This is a genomic window from Symmachiella dynata (assembly GCF_007747995.1).
Classification (GTDB): domain Bacteria; phylum Planctomycetota; class Planctomycetia; order Planctomycetales; family Planctomycetaceae; genus Symmachiella; species Symmachiella dynata.
In genome coordinates, this window is sequence record NZ_CP036276.1 from 7,449,066 (window position 1) to 7,472,974 (window position 23,909).

Annotated in this window: 19 protein-coding genes; 13 read left to right on the forward strand and 6 right to left on the reverse strand. The window is 55.8% G+C overall.

Annotated elements, in window-relative coordinates; genetic code table 11:
• The first annotated feature begins 12 nt into the window (after positions 1 to 12).
• The 3 genes from Mal52_RS28310 (at position 13) to Mal52_RS28320 (ending at position 2,343) form a co-directional block, all read left to right on the forward strand.
• Positions 13 to 666 (forward strand): type III secretion system chaperone, encoded by a 654-nt coding sequence (locus tag Mal52_RS28310; RefSeq protein WP_145380259.1) that lies wholly within the window; start codon positions 13 to 15, stop codon positions 664 to 666.
• Between the two features lie 495 nt (positions 667 to 1,161).
• Positions 1,162 to 1,542 (forward strand): NUDIX hydrolase, encoded by a 381-nt coding sequence (locus tag Mal52_RS28315; protein ID WP_145380260.1) that lies wholly within the window; start codon positions 1,162 to 1,164, stop codon positions 1,540 to 1,542.
• A gap of 222 nt (positions 1,543 to 1,764) precedes the next feature.
• Positions 1,765 to 2,343 (forward strand): hypothetical protein, encoded by a 579-nt coding sequence (locus tag Mal52_RS28320; protein WP_145380261.1) that lies wholly within the window; start codon positions 1,765 to 1,767, stop codon positions 2,341 to 2,343.
• A gap of 26 nt (positions 2,344 to 2,369) precedes the next feature.
• On the opposite strand, the gene Mal52_RS28325 is transcribed toward Mal52_RS28320, so the two are convergent.
• Positions 2,370 to 3,161, reverse strand: coding sequence for an SDR family NAD(P)-dependent oxidoreductase (locus tag Mal52_RS28325; RefSeq protein WP_231962473.1), 792 nt, complete (start codon positions 3,159 to 3,161; stop codon positions 2,370 to 2,372).
• Entirely contained in the window at positions 3,158 to 4,258 is a 1,101-nt protein-coding gene (locus Mal52_RS28330; RefSeq protein WP_145380262.1) for a sialidase family protein, read from the reverse strand. The genes Mal52_RS28325 and Mal52_RS28330 overlap by 4 nt, the downstream gene beginning before the upstream one ends.
• 209 nt (positions 4,259 to 4,467) lie before the next feature.
• On the opposite strand from Mal52_RS28330, the gene Mal52_RS28335 reads away from it, so the two are divergent.
• Both Mal52_RS28335 and Mal52_RS28340 read left to right on the forward strand, forming a co-directional pair.
• A complete protein-coding gene (locus Mal52_RS28335) occupies positions 4,468 to 4,941 on the forward strand; it encodes a MarR family winged helix-turn-helix transcriptional regulator (RefSeq protein ID WP_145380263.1) in 474 nt (157 codons plus the stop codon).
• Positions 4,942 to 5,007: 66 nt separating this feature from the next.
• Positions 5,008 to 5,706, forward strand: a complete 699-nt coding sequence (locus Mal52_RS28340; RefSeq protein ID WP_145380264.1) for a pirin family protein — start codon at positions 5,008 to 5,010, stop codon at positions 5,704 to 5,706.
• A gap of 456 nt (positions 5,707 to 6,162) precedes the next feature.
• On the opposite strand, the gene Mal52_RS28345 is transcribed toward Mal52_RS28340, so the two are convergent.
• Entirely contained in the window at positions 6,163 to 7,176 is a 1,014-nt protein-coding gene (locus Mal52_RS28345) for an IS110 family RNA-guided transposase (protein WP_145375389.1), read from the reverse strand.
• A gap of 146 nt (positions 7,177 to 7,322) precedes the next feature.
• On the opposite strand from Mal52_RS28345, the gene Mal52_RS28350 reads away from it, so the two are divergent.
• The gene (locus Mal52_RS28350) at positions 7,323 to 7,760 is read left to right on the forward strand and encodes a DoxX family protein (RefSeq protein WP_145380265.1); all 438 of its coding nucleotides are present in this window, start codon (positions 7,323 to 7,325) and stop codon (positions 7,758 to 7,760) included.
• A 430-nt stretch (positions 7,761 to 8,190) separates the two neighbouring features.
• Here Mal52_RS28350 and dapA read toward each other — a convergent pair whose 3' ends face one another.
• The gene (dapA, locus tag Mal52_RS28355; protein WP_145380266.1) at positions 8,191 to 9,078 is read right to left on the reverse strand and encodes a 4-hydroxy-tetrahydrodipicolinate synthase; all 888 of its coding nucleotides are present in this window, start codon (positions 9,076 to 9,078) and stop codon (positions 8,191 to 8,193) included.
• Positions 9,079 to 9,413: 335 nt separating this feature from the next.
• Here dapA and Mal52_RS28360 point away from each other — a divergent pair, with 335 nt between their 5' ends.
• The 3 genes from Mal52_RS28360 to Mal52_RS28375 all read left to right on the forward strand — a co-directional run bounded on the left by Mal52_RS28360 (position 9,414) and on the right by Mal52_RS28375 (position 13,170).
• Positions 9,414 to 10,607: a S1C family serine protease gene (locus Mal52_RS28360; protein ID WP_145428887.1), complete on the forward strand. Its 1,194-nt coding sequence runs from the start codon at positions 9,414 to 9,416 to the stop codon at positions 10,605 to 10,607.
• 296 nt (positions 10,608 to 10,903) lie between these two features.
• On the forward strand, positions 10,904 to 11,302 hold the full coding sequence (locus tag Mal52_RS30040; RefSeq protein ID WP_197534532.1) for a hypothetical protein: 399 nt from the start codon (positions 10,904 to 10,906) through the stop codon (positions 11,300 to 11,302).
• Between the two features lie 209 nt (positions 11,303 to 11,511).
• Positions 11,512 to 13,170: a tetratricopeptide repeat protein gene (locus Mal52_RS28375; protein WP_145380268.1), complete on the forward strand. Its 1,659-nt coding sequence runs from the start codon at positions 11,512 to 11,514 to the stop codon at positions 13,168 to 13,170.
• A 742-nt stretch (positions 13,171 to 13,912) separates the two neighbouring features.
• Here the strand turns inward: Mal52_RS28375 and Mal52_RS28380 are convergent.
• Complete coding sequence (locus Mal52_RS28380; RefSeq protein ID WP_145380269.1) at positions 13,913 to 15,709, reverse strand: DNA methyltransferase; 1,797 nt, start codon at positions 15,707 to 15,709, stop codon at positions 13,913 to 13,915.
• 608 nt (positions 15,710 to 16,317) lie between these two features.
• On the opposite strand from Mal52_RS28380, the gene Mal52_RS28385 reads away from it, so the two are divergent.
• On the forward strand, positions 16,318 to 17,730 hold the full coding sequence (locus Mal52_RS28385; protein ID WP_197534533.1) for a sigma-54-dependent transcriptional regulator: 1,413 nt from the start codon (positions 16,318 to 16,320) through the stop codon (positions 17,728 to 17,730).
• Positions 17,731 to 18,052: 322 nt separating this feature from the next.
• On the opposite strand, the gene Mal52_RS28390 is transcribed toward Mal52_RS28385, so the two are convergent.
• The gene (locus Mal52_RS28390; protein ID WP_231962474.1) at positions 18,053 to 18,520 is read right to left on the reverse strand and encodes a DUF2180 family protein; all 468 of its coding nucleotides are present in this window, start codon (positions 18,518 to 18,520) and stop codon (positions 18,053 to 18,055) included.
• 143 nt (positions 18,521 to 18,663) lie between these two features.
• Between Mal52_RS28390 and Mal52_RS28395 the strand changes: the two genes are divergently transcribed.
• From Mal52_RS28395 to Mal52_RS28405, 3 genes are all read left to right on the forward strand, one after another.
• On the forward strand, positions 18,664 to 19,143 hold the full coding sequence (locus tag Mal52_RS28395; protein ID WP_145380271.1) for a hypothetical protein: 480 nt from the start codon (positions 18,664 to 18,666) through the stop codon (positions 19,141 to 19,143).
• Positions 19,144 to 19,288: 145 nt separating this feature from the next.
• A complete protein-coding gene (locus tag Mal52_RS28400) occupies positions 19,289 to 20,779 on the forward strand; it encodes a M81 family metallopeptidase (protein ID WP_145380272.1) in 1,491 nt (496 codons plus the stop codon).
• Positions 20,780 to 21,301: 522 nt separating this feature from the next.
• Positions 21,302 to 23,908, forward strand: a complete 2,607-nt coding sequence (locus Mal52_RS28405) for a PSD1 and planctomycete cytochrome C domain-containing protein (RefSeq protein ID WP_145380273.1) — start codon at positions 21,302 to 21,304, stop codon at positions 23,906 to 23,908.
• Position 23,909 lies beyond the last annotated feature (1 nt).

A 23,909-nucleotide genomic window follows, 5' to 3' on the forward strand; every position in this document is an offset into this window, starting at 1 on the left:
AGTATCTACTCGATGAAGATCAACGTAAGCAAATTCGTGGCCCTCACGGCCTGTTTGGCATTGTTCTGTGCGATCGGACAAAAGCCGCTCGCAGCCGCCGATACTCCCGCCAGCGGACAGCTCACGCAAGAGTCCTTGGGAAATCTGCTCAAAGCACTCGGACTAAAACCGAAGACCCTCGAAACACGCTACGACTTCAAATTCCAAGCCAATCACGAAGAAGCATGGGTCCTCTCCATGTCTGCTGTGCTCAGCAATGACGGTGAGACGGTCTGGATCATGGCTTGGCTCGACGAACTGCCCAGCTCACCCCGCGAAATTCCCCGTGTCGCCTTGCTGCGATTGCTGCACGACAACGACAAAATGGGCGGCGGAAAATTCTTCTCCTTCATCCCCGGCAACCGACGCTTCGTGTTGCAACGCGTGGTGGCCAACCGCAACATGTCCACCAAAAAGTTCCGCGGTCTGCTGACCGACTTGGGCAAGACGGTCGCCGAAACGCACGGCCACTGGAACGTTGCTTCCTGGACCGATGCCCCCGAACCCTCCGCTCCGGCCGCCAAGCAAGCCGCTGCGTCCACGACGGACAACAAGCCCGCCAAAGCGACGCCCGCATCTGGAACCCGGAGACGGACTGCGACCAAACGCCCCACCACCAAAAAGTAATGGTGGTCGCGGCCGGTTCTCGAAATTTGCAGATCAGTCTCTGCAGGACACATCAGTGAGTTCTGAAACGACTGAAGACCCACGTTGAAAAACGTCTAAAAAACCAACCGTCGAAAATCGCGATTGACCCAGCCGGTTTTCGACGTTCTAAAGCGGCAGCTAAACTCGTGATGCTTCTTGTCCGTGCAATGGCATGATCAGCCAATTGTGATGAGAAGGCAACCGAGTTTGGCTGCCGCTCATATATTCTTTGGCCACACAAACGGGTGGCCGCGATGGCGAAGCAATCGGGGCGGGCACAGCCCGCAAGAAGCCGCAATTTCCGCGTCCGAAAACAACGGGCACGCTCTTGGGAACCATCGGTCGCTCAAAAAGAATTGACCATACCACTGCAATTGTCATGCTCGGAGGCAGGTATGAAACAATCCTACTATGTTGATGTTCTTGTCATTCGCCCAAATCAAGGCGACCATGAGATCTTGATGGCCCGTCGCTCTGAAGACAAATACATGGGGGGGCACCTGGCAACTGATTTCAGGTGGGTTGGAGCCAGACGAAACGGCTTGGCAGGCCGCCCTGCGAGAACTTCGAGAGGAAACCGCATTGGTGCCGGCTGAGTTTTATCGGTTGAGCACACTCACCAGTTTCTATCGGCCCGACAACGATACCCTTTACACGGCTCCTATGTTCTGTGCCCTCGTAACCAAAGACGATACAGTCACCATCAATGCAGAGCACACGGCGTTTGAATGGGTGAATGTGAACGACGCAAATGCCAAGCTAATGTGGCCCAGCGATCGAGAGGGACTTGCCGAAGTACAGAGTGTGATTCTGGGTGACGGTTTGGCAAAAGAATATATGCGCATTCCACTCTGACCGGCAACACGGAAAGTTTCCGACGTTTGGCTGCCGCCCACAAAGTCTTTGGCCGTACAAATGGGTGGCCGCGATTGCAACGCAATCGGGGCGGGTGAGGAGTTTTGTTCCTTTACGCATTGCCTACGGCCAAGTTCCCAGCGATGATGGCTCTTTATGCGTGCCACGGATGCCGACAATTCTCCGAGCACTCGTCAGTAAGTCAAACGCGAGGGGTATCTGATGTTCATCCAACCGTTTCGTCGCTTAGCTGTATTGTTGTTGGTCAATCTGTGTGCAATTCCGGTGCTTTCCGTAGGTTGCCAGAATGGGGAACCACAAAACCAGAAATCAACAGAACCGATTGATGTCGAACTTGAATACGCATTCGCTGAGCTGGGCCGAAGATCGACGCCTGAGGCCTACCGCAACACGGCGTTTGAGAGGATTCAAGCAAGCGCGCCGCTAGAGAATCCAAATGTTTGGTGCCCGATCCTCATGAACAGTAGCGCCGGGCCGGAGGAGCGGTGTGCTTATGTCTGTGAATTCTTCCGTCGTCATGTCCGAAAAGGAACCAGGATTACAACAATTCAAGGAATGGACGCTTTGAAGATTGCTTCGCGAGACGAAGTCCTGTGGCATGATGTCACAAATGCGTCGAACCTTGGACCAGGAATCGACCGTGAACGCGCTGAACTCGTATTGAAGTTTCAGGCTGATTTCATGAGACCGCTTGAGTGTGCTATTTTCCTTGAATTCCGTCAAGCCAAATTATTCGGCAAGCCTGTTGTTCACACACCACGCACGAGAACAGCCCCTTGAGAGACAAAGTGTTAGGAGGTGAGTACTCAACCGTTTTTCTTTGCCCACATCGGCAAACTGATCCCGCCATCGACTTTCATGAAGCTTCCCGTCATGTAATCCGCATCGTCACTCAACATGAACAGGATCGCACGGGCGACCTCGTCTGCTGTCCCCAAACGGCCCCAGGGTAATTCGGCCGCATGTCGCGCCAGCGCCGCTTCGGAGAGAAACTTCCGCTCCCCCGGTGTATCAATCCAACCAGGATGAATGCCGTTTACGCGAATTCGCTCGGACGTCAATTCCGTCGCGGCTGTGCGGATCATCTGATCCACCGCCGCCTTGGCCATGTTGTAGGCCATCGACCCGGGATGCGGCATGAACGCCCGCGGGGAACTGACAATCACAATCGATCCCCCCTGCCCTTGCGCAACCATCTGCGCCGCAGCCGCTCGCAAACCGTGAAACGCGCCCCACATAGTCACATCAATCGTCCGTTGAAACCCCTCCATCTCCGCAACCAACATCCGCTGCCGATCACTGTAACAGGCACAAGCAACAAAGTGATCCAGTCGGCCAAACGTCTCGACCGTCCGCTGCACGATTTCCTCCACCGCCGCTTTGTCGCTAACATCTGCTTCTAAGAGCAATGCCCGCCGGCCCAACGATTCAATTTCGGCCGCCACATCGGTGGCTTCTTGTCGTTGGATATCATCGGTCGCCCAATAGTTGATGGCTACGTCCGCGCCGCTTTGCGCAAGTTGGATCGCTGTCGCGCGGCCGATGCCCCGTGAGGCCCCGGTGAGCAATACGCTGCGTCCTGCAAATTGCATGGTCATACCACGGCCAATCGCGCCCAGCGCGTATGGGTGATGCCGCCCGCTGTACACCAGTACCACGTCAGCAGCGTGTCGTCCGCCAAACGGATGCCTCCCGGTTTGCCAAAGCCGATCAACATGTGCTCTGCCAGAAAGCTTTCGTGCTCCGTCGTCCCCAAGGTTGCTTCGACGCCGGCATCAAATAGAACCGTTCCATGATCGACGTCGAAATTCGTCAGGTCCTCACTCACAGCGATCCGCACCCCCTGCGGATCGTGGCGATAATTGTAAATCGCCGCCACCCGGCCATCGGCCAGCGCGATGGGGCAACAGACTTGTCCTCGCAGATTTGTGGCCACCGGAGCGGACCAGGTGCGGCCTTCGTCTGCGGACATTACCCAATGATTGGCGATGTCTTCGGAGGTCCCATATCGATGCGTCCACAACATCACATAGATCCGCCCATCCGGCAACCGCGTGTTCATCTGGTCCCAAAACAGCAACGCTCCGGTCGGATCGTCGGCGAAGGGGGTGAACTCACCCCAGGTTTTTCCGCCATCGGCCGAAAAGACCGCTGCCGCCTTTTGGTCCGGTATTCCCTCGTAACCCTCGGGCTTCCATGTTTCCAGCGGATACATCCACCGCGTGGCCGACAACTGTTGCATTTGCCCAGCGCCGTTCCAGGTGTATTTCTCCGGCGGCAAATCGACGGGGACCACCTGTGGAGCGGACCATGTCGCGCCACGATCCTCGGACCAATACAACAACATCTCCGGCCGCTGTAGTGCTTCGGTATGAGCGTCGAACAGGGCGGAGTCGGTATTCTCAAACCGCGTCGCCGTCAGCACCAGTCGTCCGTCGGGCACCTCGTAAATATACGGCCCGCGATACGCCCAGCCGTCATCGGGCGGACCGCCATGAATGCTGCCTTGATTCTGCCACGTCTGCCCATCGTCGTCCGTGGTGAGGACCTCAATGTCATTATCGGCCGATGCCAACTCCTGCCCGATGTGCTGACAGGCAATCAGCGAACCATCGCTCAATTGTGAGATGGAGGGCATATACGCCCCACGTCCCGGTTCGCGCGACAGGAGACCTTGGTCGATGATGCGGAGCATGGGGGTTTCTTTAGGGAATCAAGGAATCTCATTCAGTTCCGACACACGTGCAGTTGTCCGAACGTAATCAAGAAGCGCCGTAAAATAAAGCGACTGTGGTTCATCGCTCAATCGTGCAGGTGCTCGTTTTTGAAAAAACGCACCAGTCCGAGAATAATACTTGACATGAAAACTATTGCCACGTAAGATAACACGCGAAAGAGAAAATCATGGCTAGCAAACTCCAAAACGAAATCAAAAAACGAAAACCGTTCGACCGGTTAGAAGAGGAAGCGACGCTCAATTGCCTCCGCACCGTGGATTACATGCAAAGCCGAACGGCGAAACTGTTCCGCCGGTTTGGACTGACCTCGTCGCAATATAACGTATTGCGAATCCTGCGGGGAGAAGCCAAGCCGCTGCCATCGTTGGAAATTGCCAGCCGCATGATTCAACAGGTCCCGGCCATCACCGGTTTGATTGACCGACTGGAAAAAGCGGAGCACGTCAAACGGCACCGTTGCGAAAAAGACCGTCGAGTCGTCTATGTGGAAATCACCGATACGGGGTTGGCCGTCCTGAATAAAATTGATGAACCGTTGGTCGAACTGCAAACACAGTTTTTCGCACATATGCCGCGAAAAGATCTGCGGGAATTGATCCGCTTGTTGGAACAGGTCCGTAGCGGCGCGGTGGAGGATTGATGCGTTTTTTTGACCATATAGTTGACCAGTCAACTATTCTCACGGAAACCATTTAGAGCGACTGTCATGATCAAAATCCGAAAAGCAGATGAGCGTGGATTCGCCGACCATGGCTGGCTAAAGGCACGCCATACTTTTTCTTTTGCAGGCTACCGTGATTCGCAGCACATGGGCTTTCGTTCCTTGCGAGTGATGAACGAAGACCGCGTCCAACCCGGTCGCGGCTTCGGCACGCATCCCCATCAGGATATGGAAATCGTGACTTACGTCCTCGAAGGAGCTATCGAACACAAGGACAACATGGGAAACGGCGAAATCTTGTGGCCCGGCGAATTCCAACACATGTCCGCCGGCACCGGCATCACGCATAGTGAGTTCAATCCCAGCAGCGATAAACCATTGCACCTGTACCAAATTTGGCTGAAGCCTCGCGAAAAGGGGATTACGCCCAGTTATGACCAAAAACGGTTTGATGATGCGGGGATGACGAATCGGCTGCGACTCGTCGCTTCGCCGGACGGCGCGGATGGTTCACTGGTGATCCAACAAGACACGCAGATTTTCTTATCCAAACTGACTGAGTCGCAACACCTGACACACAACATCGCCTCAGAGCGCTATGCCTGGTTGCAAGTGCTGCGGGGAAGCGTGACGCTCAACGGACTCGACCTACAAACTGGCGACGGCGCCGCGGTGAGCGAAGAGCAACAACTAGAAATCATCGCCGCCACCGCTGCGGAAATCATGTTGTTTGATTTGAATTAAAACGTCACAACGTAGGTCAGGCAGCCGCCTGACACGAACCACACCGGACGCTTAACGCCGTCAGGCAGCTGCCTGACCTTCTATGAAAGTTCGTTGCTTGTCAAGTGGCGATGCTGTGATGACGTGCGTCCCCATTCTTCTATCCGAGCAAGGGAATTCTCCCAGCCCAAGTGGGTGGCTTCGAGGTGATGTGACAGCCCCATCTACAGGACGAGCGTAGCGACACGGCGGCCGCCGGCCCAGGTCAGGCTCGAGCAAGTCAGCATCAGCACGGGTTAGCAATCATCATCAACAATCGTCACTTGCATTCACTTTTTCATTATACGTTCGATGAGCCTCGTTCGTCTCGCCGTCGTCTCGGCCTGCACAACCAGGAGGTCGAGAGGACGGCGTGGCGGGCGTGGCGACCCTCGTTTGTTGAGCTGGAGTTGAGGTCTGGACATGGCGAACGCTTTCTTAAACGGAAATGGTTTTCATTTGATGGTACAACCAACGCATCCAACGGTTGCCGATCGCCGCCGCCACCACGCTGCCCGGCTTGCCGCGTCGACGCAAACGCGTGTTCATCTTCGACAGACGCAGGTCGTAACGGCCCAGGCGATGGGCGGTCTCGATGATCACACGCCGCAATTCCGGATTCCCCGCCTTGATCAAACCGGCGTCCGCCTGGCGGTTTCCGCTGGAGGCATTTCGCGGAGTCATGCCGCAAAAACGAGCCAACTGTTTCCCCGTACGAAAGCGGTCGAACCGGCCGATTTCCGCACGCAACGTCACAGCCGTCACCAAGCCCACACCTTTGATCTCCAACAGTTTTTGGACGATCGCATCATCGCAGGTCGCCGCGCAGAGACGTGCTTCGGCTGCGCGGATCTCCCGTTCCAATCGCTGCAGCGCCTCTAGATGCTGGTCCATCACCCACCGCATCTGAGGCGAGATTTCGTCTAGCCCGGCCAGCCAGTGCTGCCACGCTTTGGTCCAGCGGCGTTGCTCTGCGACGATACGTTCCTCGCGAAGCAGAGCCGTGATCCGCAACTTGACGTTTCGCCGCGCGGCGGCCAACTGTTGACGATACCGCACCAGCCTCCGCAGATCCCGCAACGACTCCGGTGGCATCCAGACCCGCGGAAGGTACCCCACACGTTCCAGGTCTGCCAACAAACGCGCGTCGCTGAAATCGGTTTTGTCGGGGCTTTGTTTGAGTTTGGCGACGTAGCCGGCATGGGCCAGATCGACGGACCAACCCGTGTGGCGGACCAATTCTTCAGCAAAGTTGGCTGCTCCGGTACAAGCTTCGAGGGCGACGAAGACCCGTGCGGATTTGGGAACCACCCCGCGCACCAGTAAGGCGACATGCTCCGCACTGTTCGGCGATTTGAGGTTAGCCAACACATTGCCCTCGCGATCCAACACGCAGACCTGAATGAACGACTGGTGGTAGTCGAGTCCGACAAAAAACGATAAACTGGACATGCTCGTTGCTCCTGATAGGACCAAATTGTTGCGTGAAATCAAACTTGGTTGTATCACAGCAACGAGCTTTCATCCCCATCTACTCTTTGGGTCCCAAAGTTAAAGTGGCCCTCCCGACTAACACCCCCCCATTCGGAGCAATTGCGATGCTAGGTCTCGTCAACGTTCTCGGCCGCGTGATGTTGTGCACGATCTTTTTGATGAGTGCGGTGGGGAACAAGATCCCCAAATTCAGCGGCGTCGTGAAATATATGGAAAGCGCCGGAGTCCCCGCGCCGCAAATCATGTTGGTCGGCGCCATCGTGTTTTTGATCGCCGGCAGCCTGTCGGTGATCCTCGGCTACAAGGCCCGTATCGGTGCCAGCCTGCTGTTGGTGTTTTTGATTCTGGCGACCTATTACTTCCACGACTTCTGGAATATCGAGGACGTTCAACAAAAACAAACGCAGATGATTGCGTTCATGAAGAACCTATCCATGATGGGCGCGATGCTGATGATCATAGCCAACGGCACCGGCGCCATAAGCCTCGACAAAAAATCACTCGCCGTCCAACCCGAAGCAAGTAAAACCGAATCCGCGTAGAAGTAGGGTGCGTCACGACGCACCTTTCCCGCATAGGGCACAACGCTATCCAACGTTTTAGCCGCAGTTTACCGGTTACGCTCCCAACCGGAAAAACGCATGCGATGTCGCAAATGATAGGAGAATCATTCGTCCTACATAGAAAGGTGCGTCGAGACGCACCCTACAAATGAAAGACCGCGCGCAGAGACGCCAAGTCGCAGAGAGGTGTTTTGCAAGCAGCAGTCGTTGTGTCACATTGATGGGTGACGTGCGACTTGGTTGGAATCGAGTACGACTGATTGATTGTCGCGAGTTCTAGCAGTTTGTTTTCTTACTTCTTGGCGGCTCCGCGTCTTTGCGCGAGTCCTTTTTTCAGATGCTCATCTCTCGTCCTACATAGAAAGGTGCGTCGAGACGCACCCTACGGTGGGACATCGTATTCGCACGCCTACAGCAAGCCATAGGTCCGTAAAGTCTCGGCCAATGCCTGTTCTTGCGCTGCGTCGAGCGGGGTCATCGGCAACCGTAATTCGCCGTTGTCGCGGCCGAGGATTTTCATGGCCGCTTTGATCGGAATTGGGTTGGTCGCCATTGAGAGCAATTCGCGGCAGAGCGAAAACAGCTTATAATGCTGCGCGCGGGCCGCGGGCAGGTCGCCCTTTTCAAATGCCGTTAGCATGGCTTTGACGTCTTGGGGAACAATGTTCCCCACCACCGACACCACACCGCGTCCGCCTAGCGCCATGAGCGGCAGCGTGAGGCTGTCGTCGCCCGAAAGCACCGTCAGGTTGGATTCGGCGATGATCTGCGAAGCCTGATCCATCGAACCGGTCGACTCCTTGACCGCCACAATGTTGGGGATCTCCGCCAAGCGGACAATCGTTTCCGCTTCGATATTCTTTGCCGTGCGGCCGGGAATATTGTAGACCACGAGCGGAATATCGACCGCTTCGGCGATGGCCTGATAATGCAAGAAAAACCCCTCTTGCGTCGGCTTGTTGTAATAGGGTGCGACCAATAGCGCGGCATCGGCGCCGGCGTTTTTGGCAAAGCGGGTGAGACGGATCGCTTCAGCTGTGCTGTTCGAACCGGTTCCCGCCATGACTTTGATCCGACCGGCGGCATGGTCGCAGACGGTTGAGATGACCTGTTCGTGCTCTTCATGCGACAGCGTGGGGCTTTCGCCCGTGGTGCCGACCGGGCTGACGCAATCGGCCCCCTGCTCGATTTGGAAGTCCACCAGTTTACGCAGGGCAGCCTCGTCTACGGCTCCATCGCGAAATGGCGTGACTAACGCCACCGTCAAACCTGCAAATTGCTCACCCTTGGTCGTCATGCGTCCTCTCCTCATCGGCCAGCGGTGATACCGCGCCGTGTTTTTCACTCCGTCAACTTCACCGGCATGCGTGCATCCACGCAGGGGCGAATTCTTACTTGGATCGCAGCAGACCCAATTGGTTCACACAAAATATCAACAATTCTCGCTGCTGACCATCAATCGCCCGACAATTCCGCCATTCCTGCTGCAGCCGGGGCCACATATTACCGGGTCGTGCGTAACATTTCATCTCATTTTCCGCTTGGGAGGCTATGCAGGCAGGGAACAAACCTTCTCCCCGTGCCCAACCACACAAAAAACCAAACACACAAACACAAGGAAACGGTGCAACCATGAAAACTTTGAACAACAAACTTGGCGGAAAAACAGTTGCCACAACAGTCGCCCTGATCATGATGCTGGCGGCCACACAGACAGCTTTCGCCGATGCCAAAGTCTATCAGCGAACACTCAAGTCAACGACATGGATCATTGCCAAAGCGGAGAATGGTTATTCCACCGGCTCAGGCGTGCTGGTTGATGCGGAAAAGAAGTGGGTCGTTACCAATTTTCATGTGGTCGGCGCCTCGAAGGAAGTTTTGATCTTCTTTCCACAATTCCAGGACGACCAATTGATCGCCGAGCGGCAACACTACATCGACGGAGCCGACACGTTCGGAATCCGGGCCCGGGTGGTGATGGTCGATAAAAAACGGGATTTGGCGGTCGTGGAACTCAATTCGATTCCAGAAAACACCCCCGCTATCGAAATCGCCGAAACCTCGATCGGACCGGGGGAAATGGTGCATTCCATCGGAAACCCGACCGCTGGCGGCGTGCTGTGGACATACACTTCCGGTTCGGTCCGTTCGGTCTATCGCAAGCAATTTCGCACACAGGCCGGCGAACATGACATGCGGGTCGTGGAAACGACATCCCCGATTAACCCCGGCGACAGCGGCGGACCGGTGGTCAATGCTGCAGGCGAATTGGTGGCGATTTCACAATCTTTAGACCCCAAGGCTCGTTTGATGAGCTACTGCGTCGAGATTACCGAAGCGAAGGCATTCGTCGCCGAGGTCATTGATTACACCACAGTTGTGGTTCCTGATGTCTTGGCGAAATCAGGTCTGACGATCGTCCCGCAAGGGAAAACAGCCTTTTCTGCGGATTTGCAGGCCGATGGCGGTGAAACCCAACGTGTCTTTATCTCCGCCAAACTGGAGAGCTTCGGTAAAGCGGAAACCCGAAAGGTTTGGTCCCTGGCAACGGTTTCGCCACAGGCACCGACCTTAGAATTGCTCACGACGTTGATGGAGCAAAGTGCCCGCACAAAGTTAGGTGCCTGGGTGATTGAGAAGAACGAAGCGGGGCAATACCTCGTGATCTTCTGTGCCAAAGTCGATGCGGGATCTTCGCCCGAATCCTTGCGAAACTCAGTGGAATTTGTCTCCAAGGTGGCCGCTTCGATGAAACAACAAATCACCGCCAACGTGACGGTCAGTCAAACCAAGTCCTCCTCCAGCGACTGGCTGGGAAGCCGGTAGGCAGGCAGCGGCCACACGATCAACCAGAGCGGATAGCAACACATACAGGCGGTTGAAGCGACACCAGCAGGTCGTTTCAACCGCCTGTTTTCGTCTTTGCAGCAGGTGATCCTGAGCGGGCAATCGTGCGGGGATTTCGAGCTGTTCAAGCAGGATGGCCGGAGCGAATCAGCGGCTTTCCCAGAAATTGGCCAGAAATGCTGTAACAGATGGGCGTTGCTTTCGCTTGGACCTGTAGAGGGATGAATCAAACAACTCAACTATCACTACGGAAAACCAATCGAGGAGATTTTTTGATGACGAAGTTAACCAAAGTTTCAGCTTTCGCAGTTCTGTTGGCAGCCTTCCTGTTTGTTGCCGAACCCAGCATCGCGGAAGCGGGACGTGGCGGCGGTGGCGGACATCGTGGCGGCGGTGGGCACCGTGGTGGCGGCGGGCATCGTGGCGGTGGGCACCGTGGCGGCGGGCATCGCGGTGGTGGGCATCACGGCGGACATCGCGGTGGACACCGTGGACATCACCGTGGTGGGCATCACGGACACCACGGGCACCACGGCCATCATGGTCATCACGGCCACCACGGTGGACACTGGGGCGGACACCACGGCGGGCACTGGGGTGGACACCACGGCGGCCACTGGGGCCACGGTCACTGGGGTCACCACCGTCCCTACTACGGCCGTTACTGGCGATAGGGCTGAGACAATCGCAGAAAAACGAAACGCGACCGGGCGAACCACATTGGGAGCCGCCGGTCGCGTTTCTTCTTGCGCTGCAAGGACTTATGCCAATCCACAAAAATTGTTGTAACAAAAGCGGCCGTTGTTCGCTTGGCCCTTTATACGAGAGACAAACACACAACACTCTCCCACAACCAATAGAACACGACCAAGGAATTAAAACGATGAAGACTTTCCAAAAAACACTGATTGTTGCCAGCTTGGCACTCACAATGACCTTTGCCTCAAGCCTCGAAGATGCCCAAGCCCGCGGTCGTAGCGGTGGCGGATCTCGTGGTGGAAGTCGCGGCGGCTTCAGCCGTGGCGGCGGGAGTCGCGGTGGATCGAGCCGAGGTGGTTTCAGCCGCGGCGGATCGAGCCGAGGTGGCAGTCGGGGCGGTTTCAACCGTGGTGGATCAAGCCGGGGTGGATCGAGCCGGGGTGGTTTCAATCGCGGTGGCAGCCGGGGTGGATTGAACAGCCGAGGACCAAGCCAAGGTGGCCGTCACAACGGCGGAATCCAGAACGGTGGACGGCACAAAGGGGGCTCGCACATCGGCGGAAACAAAAACGGGGGACGGCACAACAAAGGTGGATTGAAAAAGGGTGGACGTCATATCGGCGGACGTCACAGCGGTGGGCACCACAAGGGGGGACACCACAAAGGCCATTGGAAACACGGTAAACATCACCACAAACATGGTAAAGGGTTTGGAAAATGGCATGGTGGGCACTTTGGACATCGCCGCGGACACCGTCACCATCACCACGGGTGGGGTTTCGGTCACAGACGTCACCGTCGCTACTTTGGTTGGGGATTCGGTCTCTACACCAGCTTTGTGAATGTGGGACCGACCTACACGTACTGCAATCCCTACTGTGTGGCGAATGTCACTTCGGTGTACGACTACAACCAGCCGCTCGAAGTGGCTGGCGAGGATCCGCAACTTTCGGACGTCGCCTCGAACTACTTTGCGGAAGCTCGTGAGGCGTTCTACGCCGGCGACTTGAAAACAGCGATGGACAAAATTGAGTTGGCGATCAAAGAGATGCCCAGCAATTCGGACCTGCATCAGTTTCGTTCGCTGGTACTTTTCTCGATGAAGCAATACGGACAAGCAGCTGCCTCGGCTCATGTGGCTTTGACAGCTGGACCGGGTTGGAACTGGGACACGCTCAAAAGCTTGTACCCTTCAGCGGACATTTATACGGCACGACTGAGAGCCTTGGAGGAAACTCGCGACCAAAACAAACAAGACCCGGCGATTCGATTTCTGTTGGCCTATCACTACCTGATGCTCAACCACATCGAATCGGCAGCGAAGGAATTGACGCAAGTCGTCGCACTGGAACCGCGTGACGAGTTGGCAGCCAAGATGCTGGGAACGATCACCGGACAAGAAGTTGAAACCCAGCAACCGGCTCAGTACCAACAACCGGCTGAGCAGTCGCAAACCAGCGTCGAAACCAACTCTTCCGGTTTGGGAGCGTTGAGCAATGCCGGCAACTCGGGTCCGGCTTCGACCGAGCCAGTGCAACAACCGCAAGAAGCGAAGTTGCCTGAGCCGGCCAAAATCGTGGGTGAGTTCCGGGCCAGTCCGGCTGAAGGCATTGAGTTTCAGTTTGTTCTCAACGCCGACAAGACCTTTGTGTGGACTTTTCAGTCCAAAGACGAGACGAGCAGTTTTGAAGGGACGTACACGGTTTCGGGCAACGAATTGACGCTGGTCCGCAAGAAGGACGGCGACAAGTTGGTCGGAATCATGACTCCCACCGAGAAGGGTTTTGACTTCAAGATTCAGGGTGGCGATCCCCAAGATCCCGGCCTGAAGTTCACGAAATAACCCGCTACCCCGGTCGCCCGCGTCATCCTGGGCCTGATTACTTTCCCCTGGCAACCCGTCAGGCTTGGGAAGGTCACCGCGTGGCGATCGGGAATCTGTGCGACGGCCCTCCCGAGCCGTCGGCTGTGAGAGAGCCACCCGTGCCGTTTATTTGGCACGGGTGGTTTTTTGCGCTGGGGGGGATGTAATCCTGGTCCAGAGACCTGGAATAGTTTCGCATTAGGCAGATTCGGTACGAAAAAGGATTGCGCGCAAAGACGCGGAGCCGCGAAGAAGTAAAGAAAAGAAGAAAGAGAGAAGCTTGCAGCTGCACTCCTTAGAACCGGTTTTACTAACCAATCAGAGATCGTTGGAATTCGTCCAAATCAGAAGCGAATAGAACAACCTATCCCGTCCTGCATTGCTGGACATGCCACCTGGATCTACCGCACCGACGAACAATCGATGTCAGCCTCAGGGTGGCTGGGGACGAGCATTCGCTCGCTCCCAGGTTGTTTGACATTCCCACGCCCTCACGCACTGGGGGCGGACTTCGTCCGTCCCCAGCCACCCTTCGAACGCAAAGGACTATTGGCAAAGTCGGTAGTTTGAATCGCGCTTATTTGCCATGCGGCCTGAAAGCAGTAGACTCTCCCGCGTTTTCACAAACGCGGGGCAGCAACCCTCTCTTTTTTTCTTCTTCGCGGCTCCGCGTCTCTGCGCGCGGTCTTTTTTTCAGACCTTCATTATTTGCACAACAAGATCAAACCGTCGTGCGCAATTCGTGGAAATTCAACCGCGGGTTGTATCTGTCGATCAGACAGCTTTGCCACGCCAGCATTTCGGCCGGGGCGGTTTCGGTGCGGAAGGTTTGAATCTTCAGCGTGTCGGAAAAATTGGTCCAATTCGCGTGCGCGTTTGCGTCGCCGAATTGAGCGGTCAATCGTGTGTGCAGATTCAAAGCTTCGCCGACGTACAACTTGTGCTTGGCCTTGCCGGTAATCACATAGACGCCCGGCTGCTGGGGAACATCAGTGGCGATGTAGTCTTCGACCGATTGCATTTTGCTCATGCGCGGCGGATCCAAAACCGAGCCGCGGCTGCGGGCCAATTTGGCCTGCTTGCGAAGTTTCAACGCTGCCCAACGATACTGCAGCGGCGAAAAACCAGGAGCGAACCGCCCGGCAATCGCATCGAACTGCGCCGCCAATTCGGGATCGCACAGAATCTCATCCAAACTCCCTGCCCGTTGTTCGTCCAACATCATTTGCAGCGCGATTTCGCTGGCGAACAGATACGCATCGCAATCCGCCCAGGAAAGCGACGTTTCTCGCGTCGTTTCAATGTGCGACAAATGTCCCGACTTACGCAGGCGAAACAGCAGACGATTCCAATGTCGCGGATCGCCCATCAGTCCCAATCGGCGACAGGCATCAATGAACGATTCATTGAGCTGCGGATCGGCAATCAGACGATCGGCCGAGTAACCTGCGTGCGTCAAACGATACGCTTCGCTGACCCCCAACTCCGTGAGTTGTTTCTGGACTTCACTATAACGTTGTTCGGTGGCGCTGCGCGGCTTCGCGGACTTGTCTTTTTTGCCGCGTTTTTTCGTCGCCGGAGCACTAGCGAGCGGTTCTTCGGCCCCATCAAGGCGATCACCGACACGAATTCCCTCCAACCGGCTCATCCCGTGCTTGACGTATTCCGGGGAGAGCTCGAATCCCAAATACTGGCGGCCCAATTTTTTGGCAACGGCCAATGTCGTTGCACTGCCAGAGAAGGGATCGACGACGAGGTCGTTTTCATGCGAGCAGGCACGAATGATGCGGCCCAGGAGTTGTTCGGGCATCTGGCAGCCATGAAATCCGGCGCGTTCCTTGAACGTGCCGGCGACGCGGGGGAAGTACCAGGTGTCCTCGTCCGATTTGAAGCGGTCCGCCAAGTCTTGCGGGCGGAGCGTCCAGGTGTTGTCGTCGTCCGCAGGTGATTCAATCGCAGGCAGCGTCCAATTCTCATCGTCGGGGGACAACTCACCGATCGCGTCTGCTGGACGGATGATCCAAGTGTCGTCCGGCAACCGACCACGGGGATTGGCGCGTTTGTCGTTGTAGACCAACTGCCGGGCGGAGGGGATGCGGTTGTCGAGGTCGTCGTCGCGAAACGTGAAATTCTCGGGGTCTTTCACAAAGTGAAACAGATGCGCATGCGAGCGGCTGAATTTTTTGGTGCAGTTCACGCCGAACGTGTAGTACCAAATCACCCAACTGCGGCAATGGAAACCGATTTTCTGCGAGGCAATTTTCAACTCCGCTGCATATTCATCGCCAATCGCTATCCAAAACGTACCGTCCGGTTTCAGTGCGCGGTGGGCAGCAGCAATCCATTCCCCCGACCAGTCCAGATATTGCTCTGCGGCAACGGAGTCCTGATAGACGTCATAATCGTACCCGATGTTAAACGGAGGATCGGCAAAAATCAGATCCACGCTCCCGGCTTTAAGAGCATTCATGCCGGCAACGCAATCTCCCTGGCGGATGGTGTTCAAGCGATCGTCCATGGCGTGCGATTCCGTCGTGCGTCGGGGGTGAAGAATAGACCGTGTTAGCTTATCGAATTTCACGGCAATGCGCAAGCCTGTCGCACCTCATTTGTTCATCGTGCACGGTAGGCAGTATAGAAGTGGCCGGTAGCCAGTGGTCAGTGGCCAGTGAGTGGGTCGGAGCGCGGGATTACTTGGATGGGCCAACCCTACAGTCTAAGGCCTCAAGCCTACGGTCTGGCGGCATGCAATGCCGCAATAGCGGGGGGAAAAATAACGCTAAGTTGCATCCGAGCATCAAAATCGCATGGAATTTGTTGCCGCCTTGCAACTTGTGACCTATGTTTTTGTACCCCCTCGACAACAAGACTCCCGGCTGATTTCTTTTCGGCACATGGACGTGCCGAGGAATTCAGCGGCGAAGCAGGAAGGCTTCGCGGGCATTTGACCGCGATGTTCCTGACAACCCGTACATTCCACACGAGACCCGCCACGACTGAGTAGACAATTTGATACTTGGGTCACGTGTACCATCCGCCCTGAGCGGGGACCGCTTTCGGTCCTAGGTGCCAGTAATACCGAAACCTGCCGACAAAGATGAATCTCCTTTTCAACGAGAGTACGACATGACGACGGGCGCATCATCCATGACACAGGGATCACTGTTGGTGGTCGATCACGACCGCGATCTGGTCGAAGCCTTAGCCGACTATTTGCGCGGCCTGGGGCACCGTATCGAAACCGCTGACAGCTGCCGCGACGCCATTGGGCGCATGGCCGAATTCCCCTTTGAATTGGTCATCAGCGAAGCCAATCTTCCTGACCAGGACGGATTTTACCTGCTGGAATGGGTTGGCGAAAACTGTCCGGATACGTCGGTGATTCTCACCACCGAATTTGGCACGATCGAAAACGCGGTCGAAGCCATTCGCGCCGGTGCTTTCGATTATCTGACCAAGCCTATGATCGACGAAGAACTCAAATTCGCCGTCGAACGCGCACTCGGCCAACGTAAAATCTTGGCGGAAAATAAAAACCTCAAAGCACAACTCGATCAACGGTTCGGTCTGGGCAGCATCATCGGCCAAGACTACAAGATGCTGAAAATGTTCGACCTGTTGGAAAGCGTGGCTGACACGCGGACCACGGTGTTGATTCTGGGCGAGAGCGGAACCGGTAAAACAATGACCGCCCGCGCGATTCATCAACTCAGCTCTCGCGCCGACAAACCGTTTGTCGAAGTCGCCTGCGGAGCATTGCCCGATTCGTTGTTGGAAAGCGAATTGTTTGGGCACAAAGCCGGATCTTTCACCGGAGCGACCCACGACAAAATTGGCAAGTTCCTCCAAGCCGATGGCGGCACGATTTTCTTAGACGAAATTGCCACCGCCTCCCCCAGCCTGCAAGTCAAATTGCTACGCGTGCTGCAAGACCGAGAATTTGAACCGGTCGGCGGCTCAGAAACACACAAAGTCGACGTCCGCTTGGTCTTGGCAACGCATGCCAACTTAGAAGAAATGGTCGCCAACGGCGAGTTTCGCCAAGATTTGTACTACCGCATCAACGTGATCACGCTGACACAACCCGCGCTGCGAGAACGCATCGGCGACATCCCCGCGCTGGTCGATCACTTCTTGCTTGAGTTCAACGAACAAACCGGCAAACAGGTCGAACGCTTCAGCGAAGACGCGCTGAATGTCCTGCAACAATACGATTGGCCGGGTAACGTCCGCGAGTTGATCAACGTGATCGAACGGGCGGTCGTGTTGGCCAAAGGTTCGGTGGTGAACGTCGAAGACCTGCCGGAAACCATCAGCCAAGCGTCGCGGATTCCCGGCAGCCTACAAGCCCGAATCTCCGCCGCAAACCTGAAGTCCGCCCTAGCGGCCCCGGAACGCGAGATCATCATCGAAGCCCTGGAGCGTAACGGCTGGAATCGTCAAAACACCGCCAAACTGTTGGGCATCAATCGCACGACACTCTACAAGAAGATGAAAAAGTACGGCATCGAATTCGAAACTCAGATGCTGAGCCCCTAGACCCATTTTCAAAACCCGGTTGCGCCTGTCCAGGAATTAATAATACAAGCTTTTGCGTGACGCGTCAGAGGGTTTTGAAACGACTTGTAAACAACTCTCTCTCCCCTGTTCGAAGTTCCCCACTTCGGAAAGACTGTTGATAGGCACCGAAAAGGCCGGTCTGTCGCCCCCTTGCGACAGCCCGGCCTTTCTGCTGCGCTGATGGATAGGAGGGAATTCAGGGCGGTGAGCTGCAGTTGGACTTGAAATGTGTCGCATGAAATCAGTCCTGCACTGCGATGCTTTTTGCCGCGTTCCTGAATGCCTACAGGTTATATACCATTTACCGCATTTTTCGGGCGGTGCGAAACAGCACAAGACTGAACAACAGGAATACAAACCCAATAAACAAAGCAACTATTCCGGAACTAGGTTCGTTCAACATCGCAAATGAACCTACGACGACAAAGGGTAATGCGACCACCACCAAAAAGACTGACGTCCACAAATATATTTTGTAATTAGCCGAATAGGCTGTGACCGATTTTTGGGCGATAAAATCCCACCTCGCTACGTCTTCTTCGCAGCGATTGCGACATGCAAGCAGGTTGCCCACTTCGGCATAACAATCGACACATAAACCGCGATGACAACTCTGGCAAACGCCGACGGCATCGGCATCGCGGTGATTGAAGCACTTCATGTTGAGCGAACGCTCCTCTTTATCGAAGACAAGAGTGGTCGGGGAAGCGGTAATTGCCATCCATAGAACTGGGCAGTTTTTTTGCGTGATATACAGGAATGGTTTCACGTCAAGGTAGTGGGCGAGCGGCGTGTTTGCCAGTTAGCTGGTTTATTTGCCACGCAGTTCCAAAGGTCGTGGAGATTAGTCAACTCGAAATGCATAAGTTTGCTTCGTGCGTTACCACCAGATACAAATCCTAAGGAGGCACCATGGCGATTCACGAAGAAGATCCTAATTTCCTGGCCGGTTTCTTGCGGATTTGGATTGCATTTTCTGTTACGTCTTTCGTTACCGCCATCGGCTTTAGCTTGTTTTTTCATGACAACCTATTGCGGAGTGACGACCCCTATCTCGCGGGAGCGCTGGCCGGGGGTTTCGGAGCATTCTTTACCTTTTGCGCGGTTATAGCCGCTGCTTACGACAAATCCGCCTGGAAACGTCGCCTAGCATTTCTTGCCTCCGTGGGAATCTCTGTCGTGTTGTTGCTTCTGTGGGATTGGATGATTGAGGGATCAGAAGGACACGGCATGCCGACTTTCTTCGCCATCCTTGCTCTCGGGAGCGGGATTCTGGCATTCCCACTGTTACGATTGGATCTGACGTTGCGGACGGTCATTTTGACGTCCGTGCCAGGGTTCCTAGTGGGTGCCGGATATTGCTGCGCCGCCAATTGGATGGCGATGCGCTGATCGCCGAGAGAAACGCTTCTGATGTGGCGGCATATGGCCTTCGGCCAACCGATGTTTATGGTAGCATGTTCACGGTAAGCCGTAGGGCAGGCTCCCGCCTGCCGACATTGCGCGAGAATCCAACCAGCAAATCGGAGCCAACACCATGCGGATTGCTATCGGGGGTGTCCTGCACGAGACGAGTACCTGTGTCGACACGAAGACGACGCTACAGGACTTCGAGCATGACCGCGGGATCATTCGCGGCGACGATGTGCTCTCGCGGTTTCGTGGGACGAATGTCTGTACGGGGGGCTTTATTGAGGGGGCGGAGACATTCGGGTTCGAAGCGGTGCCGCTATTACGGGCGTCGGCGTTTCCCGGTGGTCTGATTGACCGCGGGGACTACGATGCGCTCAAAGCGGAGTTCCTCCAGCGATTAACAACGGCCGAGGCTGAAGGCGGGCCGGTGGATGGTGTGTTGTTGGACCTGCATGGGGCGATGGTGGTCGAAGGGATCGACGATGGCGATGGCGATTTTATCGCAGCGGTCCGCACCGCGATCGGACCGGACCGGCCGATTATTGTCACACAGGATTTGCATGGTAATCACACCAAGTTCCGCGTCGCTCAAGCGGATGCCTTGATCGGCTTTGACACGTTTCCACACATCGACATGGCCGAGCGGGGCGTTGAAGCAGCCGAGATGATGGTTCGCACGGTTCGTGGAGAGATCCATCCTGTTACAGCGATTTATCAATTACCGATGTTTTGGGCAACGCGCTGTCAGGTGACTGCTCATCCGCCGATGGACGAAGTCATTCGTTTGATGCACGACATGGAACAACGGCCGGGGATTTTGAGCATCACGATCGCGACCGGGTTTCCCTGGGCCGACGTTCCGGAGGTTGGTGGGTCGGTGATGGTGGTAGCCGACGGCGATGTTGATTTGGCGCAACGCACTGCCGATGAATTCGGAAACTGGATTTGGGAACGCCGCCAACGTTGGTATTCCGCCCCGGTAACGATCAAGGAAGCTTTGGCGGCCGGTGAAGCAGCAGGGCGTTATCCGATTATCGTAGCCGACCATGCGGACAATACCGGCGGCGGTTCGCCCGGGGACTCGACGGAAGTCCTGCGGACATTTTTGGAACAGGGTTTAGAGGACGCGTTGGTGCTCTACATGGTCGACCCCGATGTGGCCGCCCAGGCGCATGCGGCTGGTGTCGGCGCAAGTATCCCGGTGTCCTTAGGAGGCAAGTCGAGTCCGGTGCAAGGAGCACCGATTGAGGCAACTGCGGAAGTGGTCGCAATCTCCGACGGCCAGTTCGCTTATGACGGGCCGATGTTCGCCGGGCTGACCGGCAGCATGGGAACGTCAGCTTGGTTGAAAATCGACGGCGTGTCGATCGTGGTCGTTTGTGCCCGCGAACAACCCTTCGATCCGGCGTTTGCCCGCAGCCTGGGAATCGACTGCGCAGCGATGAAATACATCTCAGTCAAATCCGCAGCCCATTTCCGCGCCGCCTTCGAACCATTTGCCGGCTCGATTTACAACGTCGACGCCGCCGGAATCCACACCCACAACTTTCGCGACTTACCATTCAAAAAACGAACCCGCCCCGTCTTTCCAGTAGAGATACCACCAGACAATTAAGATCGCCTCCGCCACTGTTGTAGGGTGCGTCGCGACGCACCTTTCTCGCATAGGACGAGAGATGACCCTTTAGAAAAAGACTCGCGCAGAGACGCAAAGCCGCAAAGAAAAAAGAAGAGAAGAAAAGAACATTTTGTTAAAAACGTACTTTCGTAAAAACCTGTCACAACAGAATCCACCCCAGCCGCACGACCAAGCCAGTTTCTACGATAGCGTACGGTCACAAAACAACGCTTTGCGGCTCCGCGCCTCTGCGTGAGGTCTTTCGCTGCGTGCGTCATACGTGATGAGTTTGGGCAATGAGGCGCATTTTGTGGTGCGAAAACCCTCACCCCGGCCCTCTCCCAGGGGGAGAGGGAGACATTTTGATGGGCTGCTACGTTGGCAAAATTGGGATGTCCATTCGATAAGAACTACCCACGGACCGGCCGATGACGTATAATCGGGGTAGCTGTGGACCCGCTCCCAGCGCCCCCCACTCCGGAATCCCTCCTAACTGTTTTTTCCCGCCTGAAGTGAACAATGCGAAGACTCTCTTACGCGATATTGATCTGTCTGTGCGGACCGCTCGCCAGCTTTGCAGAGGAACCATCGACCAAGATCACTGCTGAGCAGGAAAAGTTCTTCGAAACGAAGATCCGCCCCGTGCTCGTGCAGTCGTGCTACGAATGCCATTCGGCCAAAAAACAGCAGTTCGGGTTGCGCGTCGACAGTCGGAAATTTTTGGTCGACGGAGGCGACGGCGGTTCCGCACTCACACCGGGTAAGGTGGACGAAAGCCGGTTGTGGGAAGTGCTGCAACATGATCCCGACGACACACAGATGCCTCCCGACAGCAAACTGCCCGACGACGTGTTGGCCAATATCAAAGCCTGGATTGAGATGGGCGCCCCGTGGCCGGCCTCGGATATTCCGGCTGAAGCCGCTGATGATGTGCATTCCAATTGGCGCGACCATTGGGCATACCAGCCGATCAAGCGCCCGGCGATTCCTAGTCCTGAAAACGATGCCTGGAGCCTGACCGAAATCGATCGGTTTATCGCCGCCAAACTCGCCGCGGCCGGACTCGCGCCCTCACCGCCGGCCGACAAAGAGTCGCAACTGCGTCGATTAAAATATGACCTGCTCGGCCTGCCCGCTGAATATGAAGAGGTCCAGCGGTTCGTGAATAATAATTCACCCACGGCCTACGACGAATTGGTCGACGAATATCTGGCGTTGCCGCAATTCGGCGAACGTTGGGCGCGGCATTGGATGGATGTTTCGCGATATGCGGACACGAAGGGCTACCTCTTTCGAGAAGATCGCAACTACCCGGATGCTTGGCGGTATCGCGAATGGGTGATCGGGGCGCTCAACCAAGATTTGCCTTACAACGAATTTGTGATCAAGCAAATCGCCGCCGATCATGTCTCGGACGACCCGGCCGATTTGCATGCGATGGGATTTTTGACGTTGGGTCGGCGGTTCTTGAACAACCGTCACGACATTATCGACGACCGTATTGATGTCGTCACACGCGGGTTGATGGGACTGACCGTGACCTGTGCCCGGTGCCACGACCACAAGTTCGACCCGATTCCAGCGGCGGATTATTATTCGCTCTACGGCGTATTCAACAGTTGCGATGAACCGAAGAATGAACCCTCCACATTGCGGTTGGTCGATAAAGAAAAACCGGCCGACCCTGTGATTTTTCTCCGCGGCAAACCCGGGAACAACGGCCCCAAGGTTCCGCGGCAGTTCTTGCAAGTCGTGCACCGCGAAGAACGACAACCGTTTCAAAAGGGAAGCGGACGCTTGGAAATGGCGCAGGCGATCGTCGCGGCCGACAATCCGCTCACCGCTCGCGTCTGGGTCAATCGCGTCTGGGGGCATTTGATCGGCAACGCACTGGTCCGTACACCAAGTGATTTCGGCGTCCGCGCTGATCCGCCGACGCACCCAGAATTGCTGGATTATTTGGCCGGCACGCTGATCGACAACGGTTGGTCGACGAAACAACTGATTCGTGCGATTGTCAAATCGCAGGCGTATCGCCAACAGAGCGATGCCACGCTTGAGATCATCGCGAATGATCCGGAAAACGAATTGTTGACACACATGAACCGCCGCCGCCGCGATTTTGAGGGGCTACGCGACGCGGTGTTGGCTGCTTCGGGCGAATTGGACCCCACCGTCGGCGGTCAGTCGGTCAAAATCACCGAACAACCCTTTCCCAAACGGCGGACGGTGTATGCCTTTGTCGATCGCCAAAATCTGCCGGGACTGTTCCGCGCGTTCGACTTCGCTAGTCCCGATACACATTCCCCCAAACGCTACGAAACCGATGTTCCACAACAAGCACTGTTTCTGATGAACAGCCCGTTTTTATTGGAACAAGCAACGCAGTTGGTGGAATCGATCGCCCTCGACGATCCGGCGGAGAAGGTACGGCGGATTTATCAACAAGTCCTGGCGCGACAACCAACGGACAGCGAAATCGAATTGGCCGTGCGTTACGTCACCGGTGCGGTAGCGGATACTGATCCTGTGGAACCCAATCCATGGAGTTATGGCTACGGCGACCTTGATCCCGAAGCGGGGAAACTGCAGGCGTTCACCCCCCTGCCCCACTTCACCGGTAAGGCGTGGCAGGGAGGCGCGAAGCTGCCTGATGACACGTTGAGCTGGACGATGCTCAATCCCAAGGGAGGGCACCCGGGCAAAAATTTGCAGCAGGTGACCGTGCGGCGGTGGACTGCCCCAACCGATGGTCGTATTTCCGTTCGCGGGAAACTGAAACATTCCAAAAAAGAGGGAGACGGCGTGCGGGGCCGCATCTTGGTCGCCGGCGTGCAACAAGGCGAAGCCTGGCACGTTCACAACGCCGAACAGAAAACACCACTGAAGGACATCCCCGTCAAAGCGGGCGAGACGGTCGAATTTGTGACCGACTTGTGGGAAACGTTGAGTCACGATGGTTTTGAGTGGCCGGTCACGATCACGCTGCAATCGATGACGGATGACTCTACAGTCAAATTTAGTGCGGAGGCGCAATTTGCCGGTCCGCCTCCCAGTCCGCTCACCGCATGGGCGCAATTCGCGCAAATTTTATTGCTTTCCAACGAGTTCCAATTCGTGGATTGAA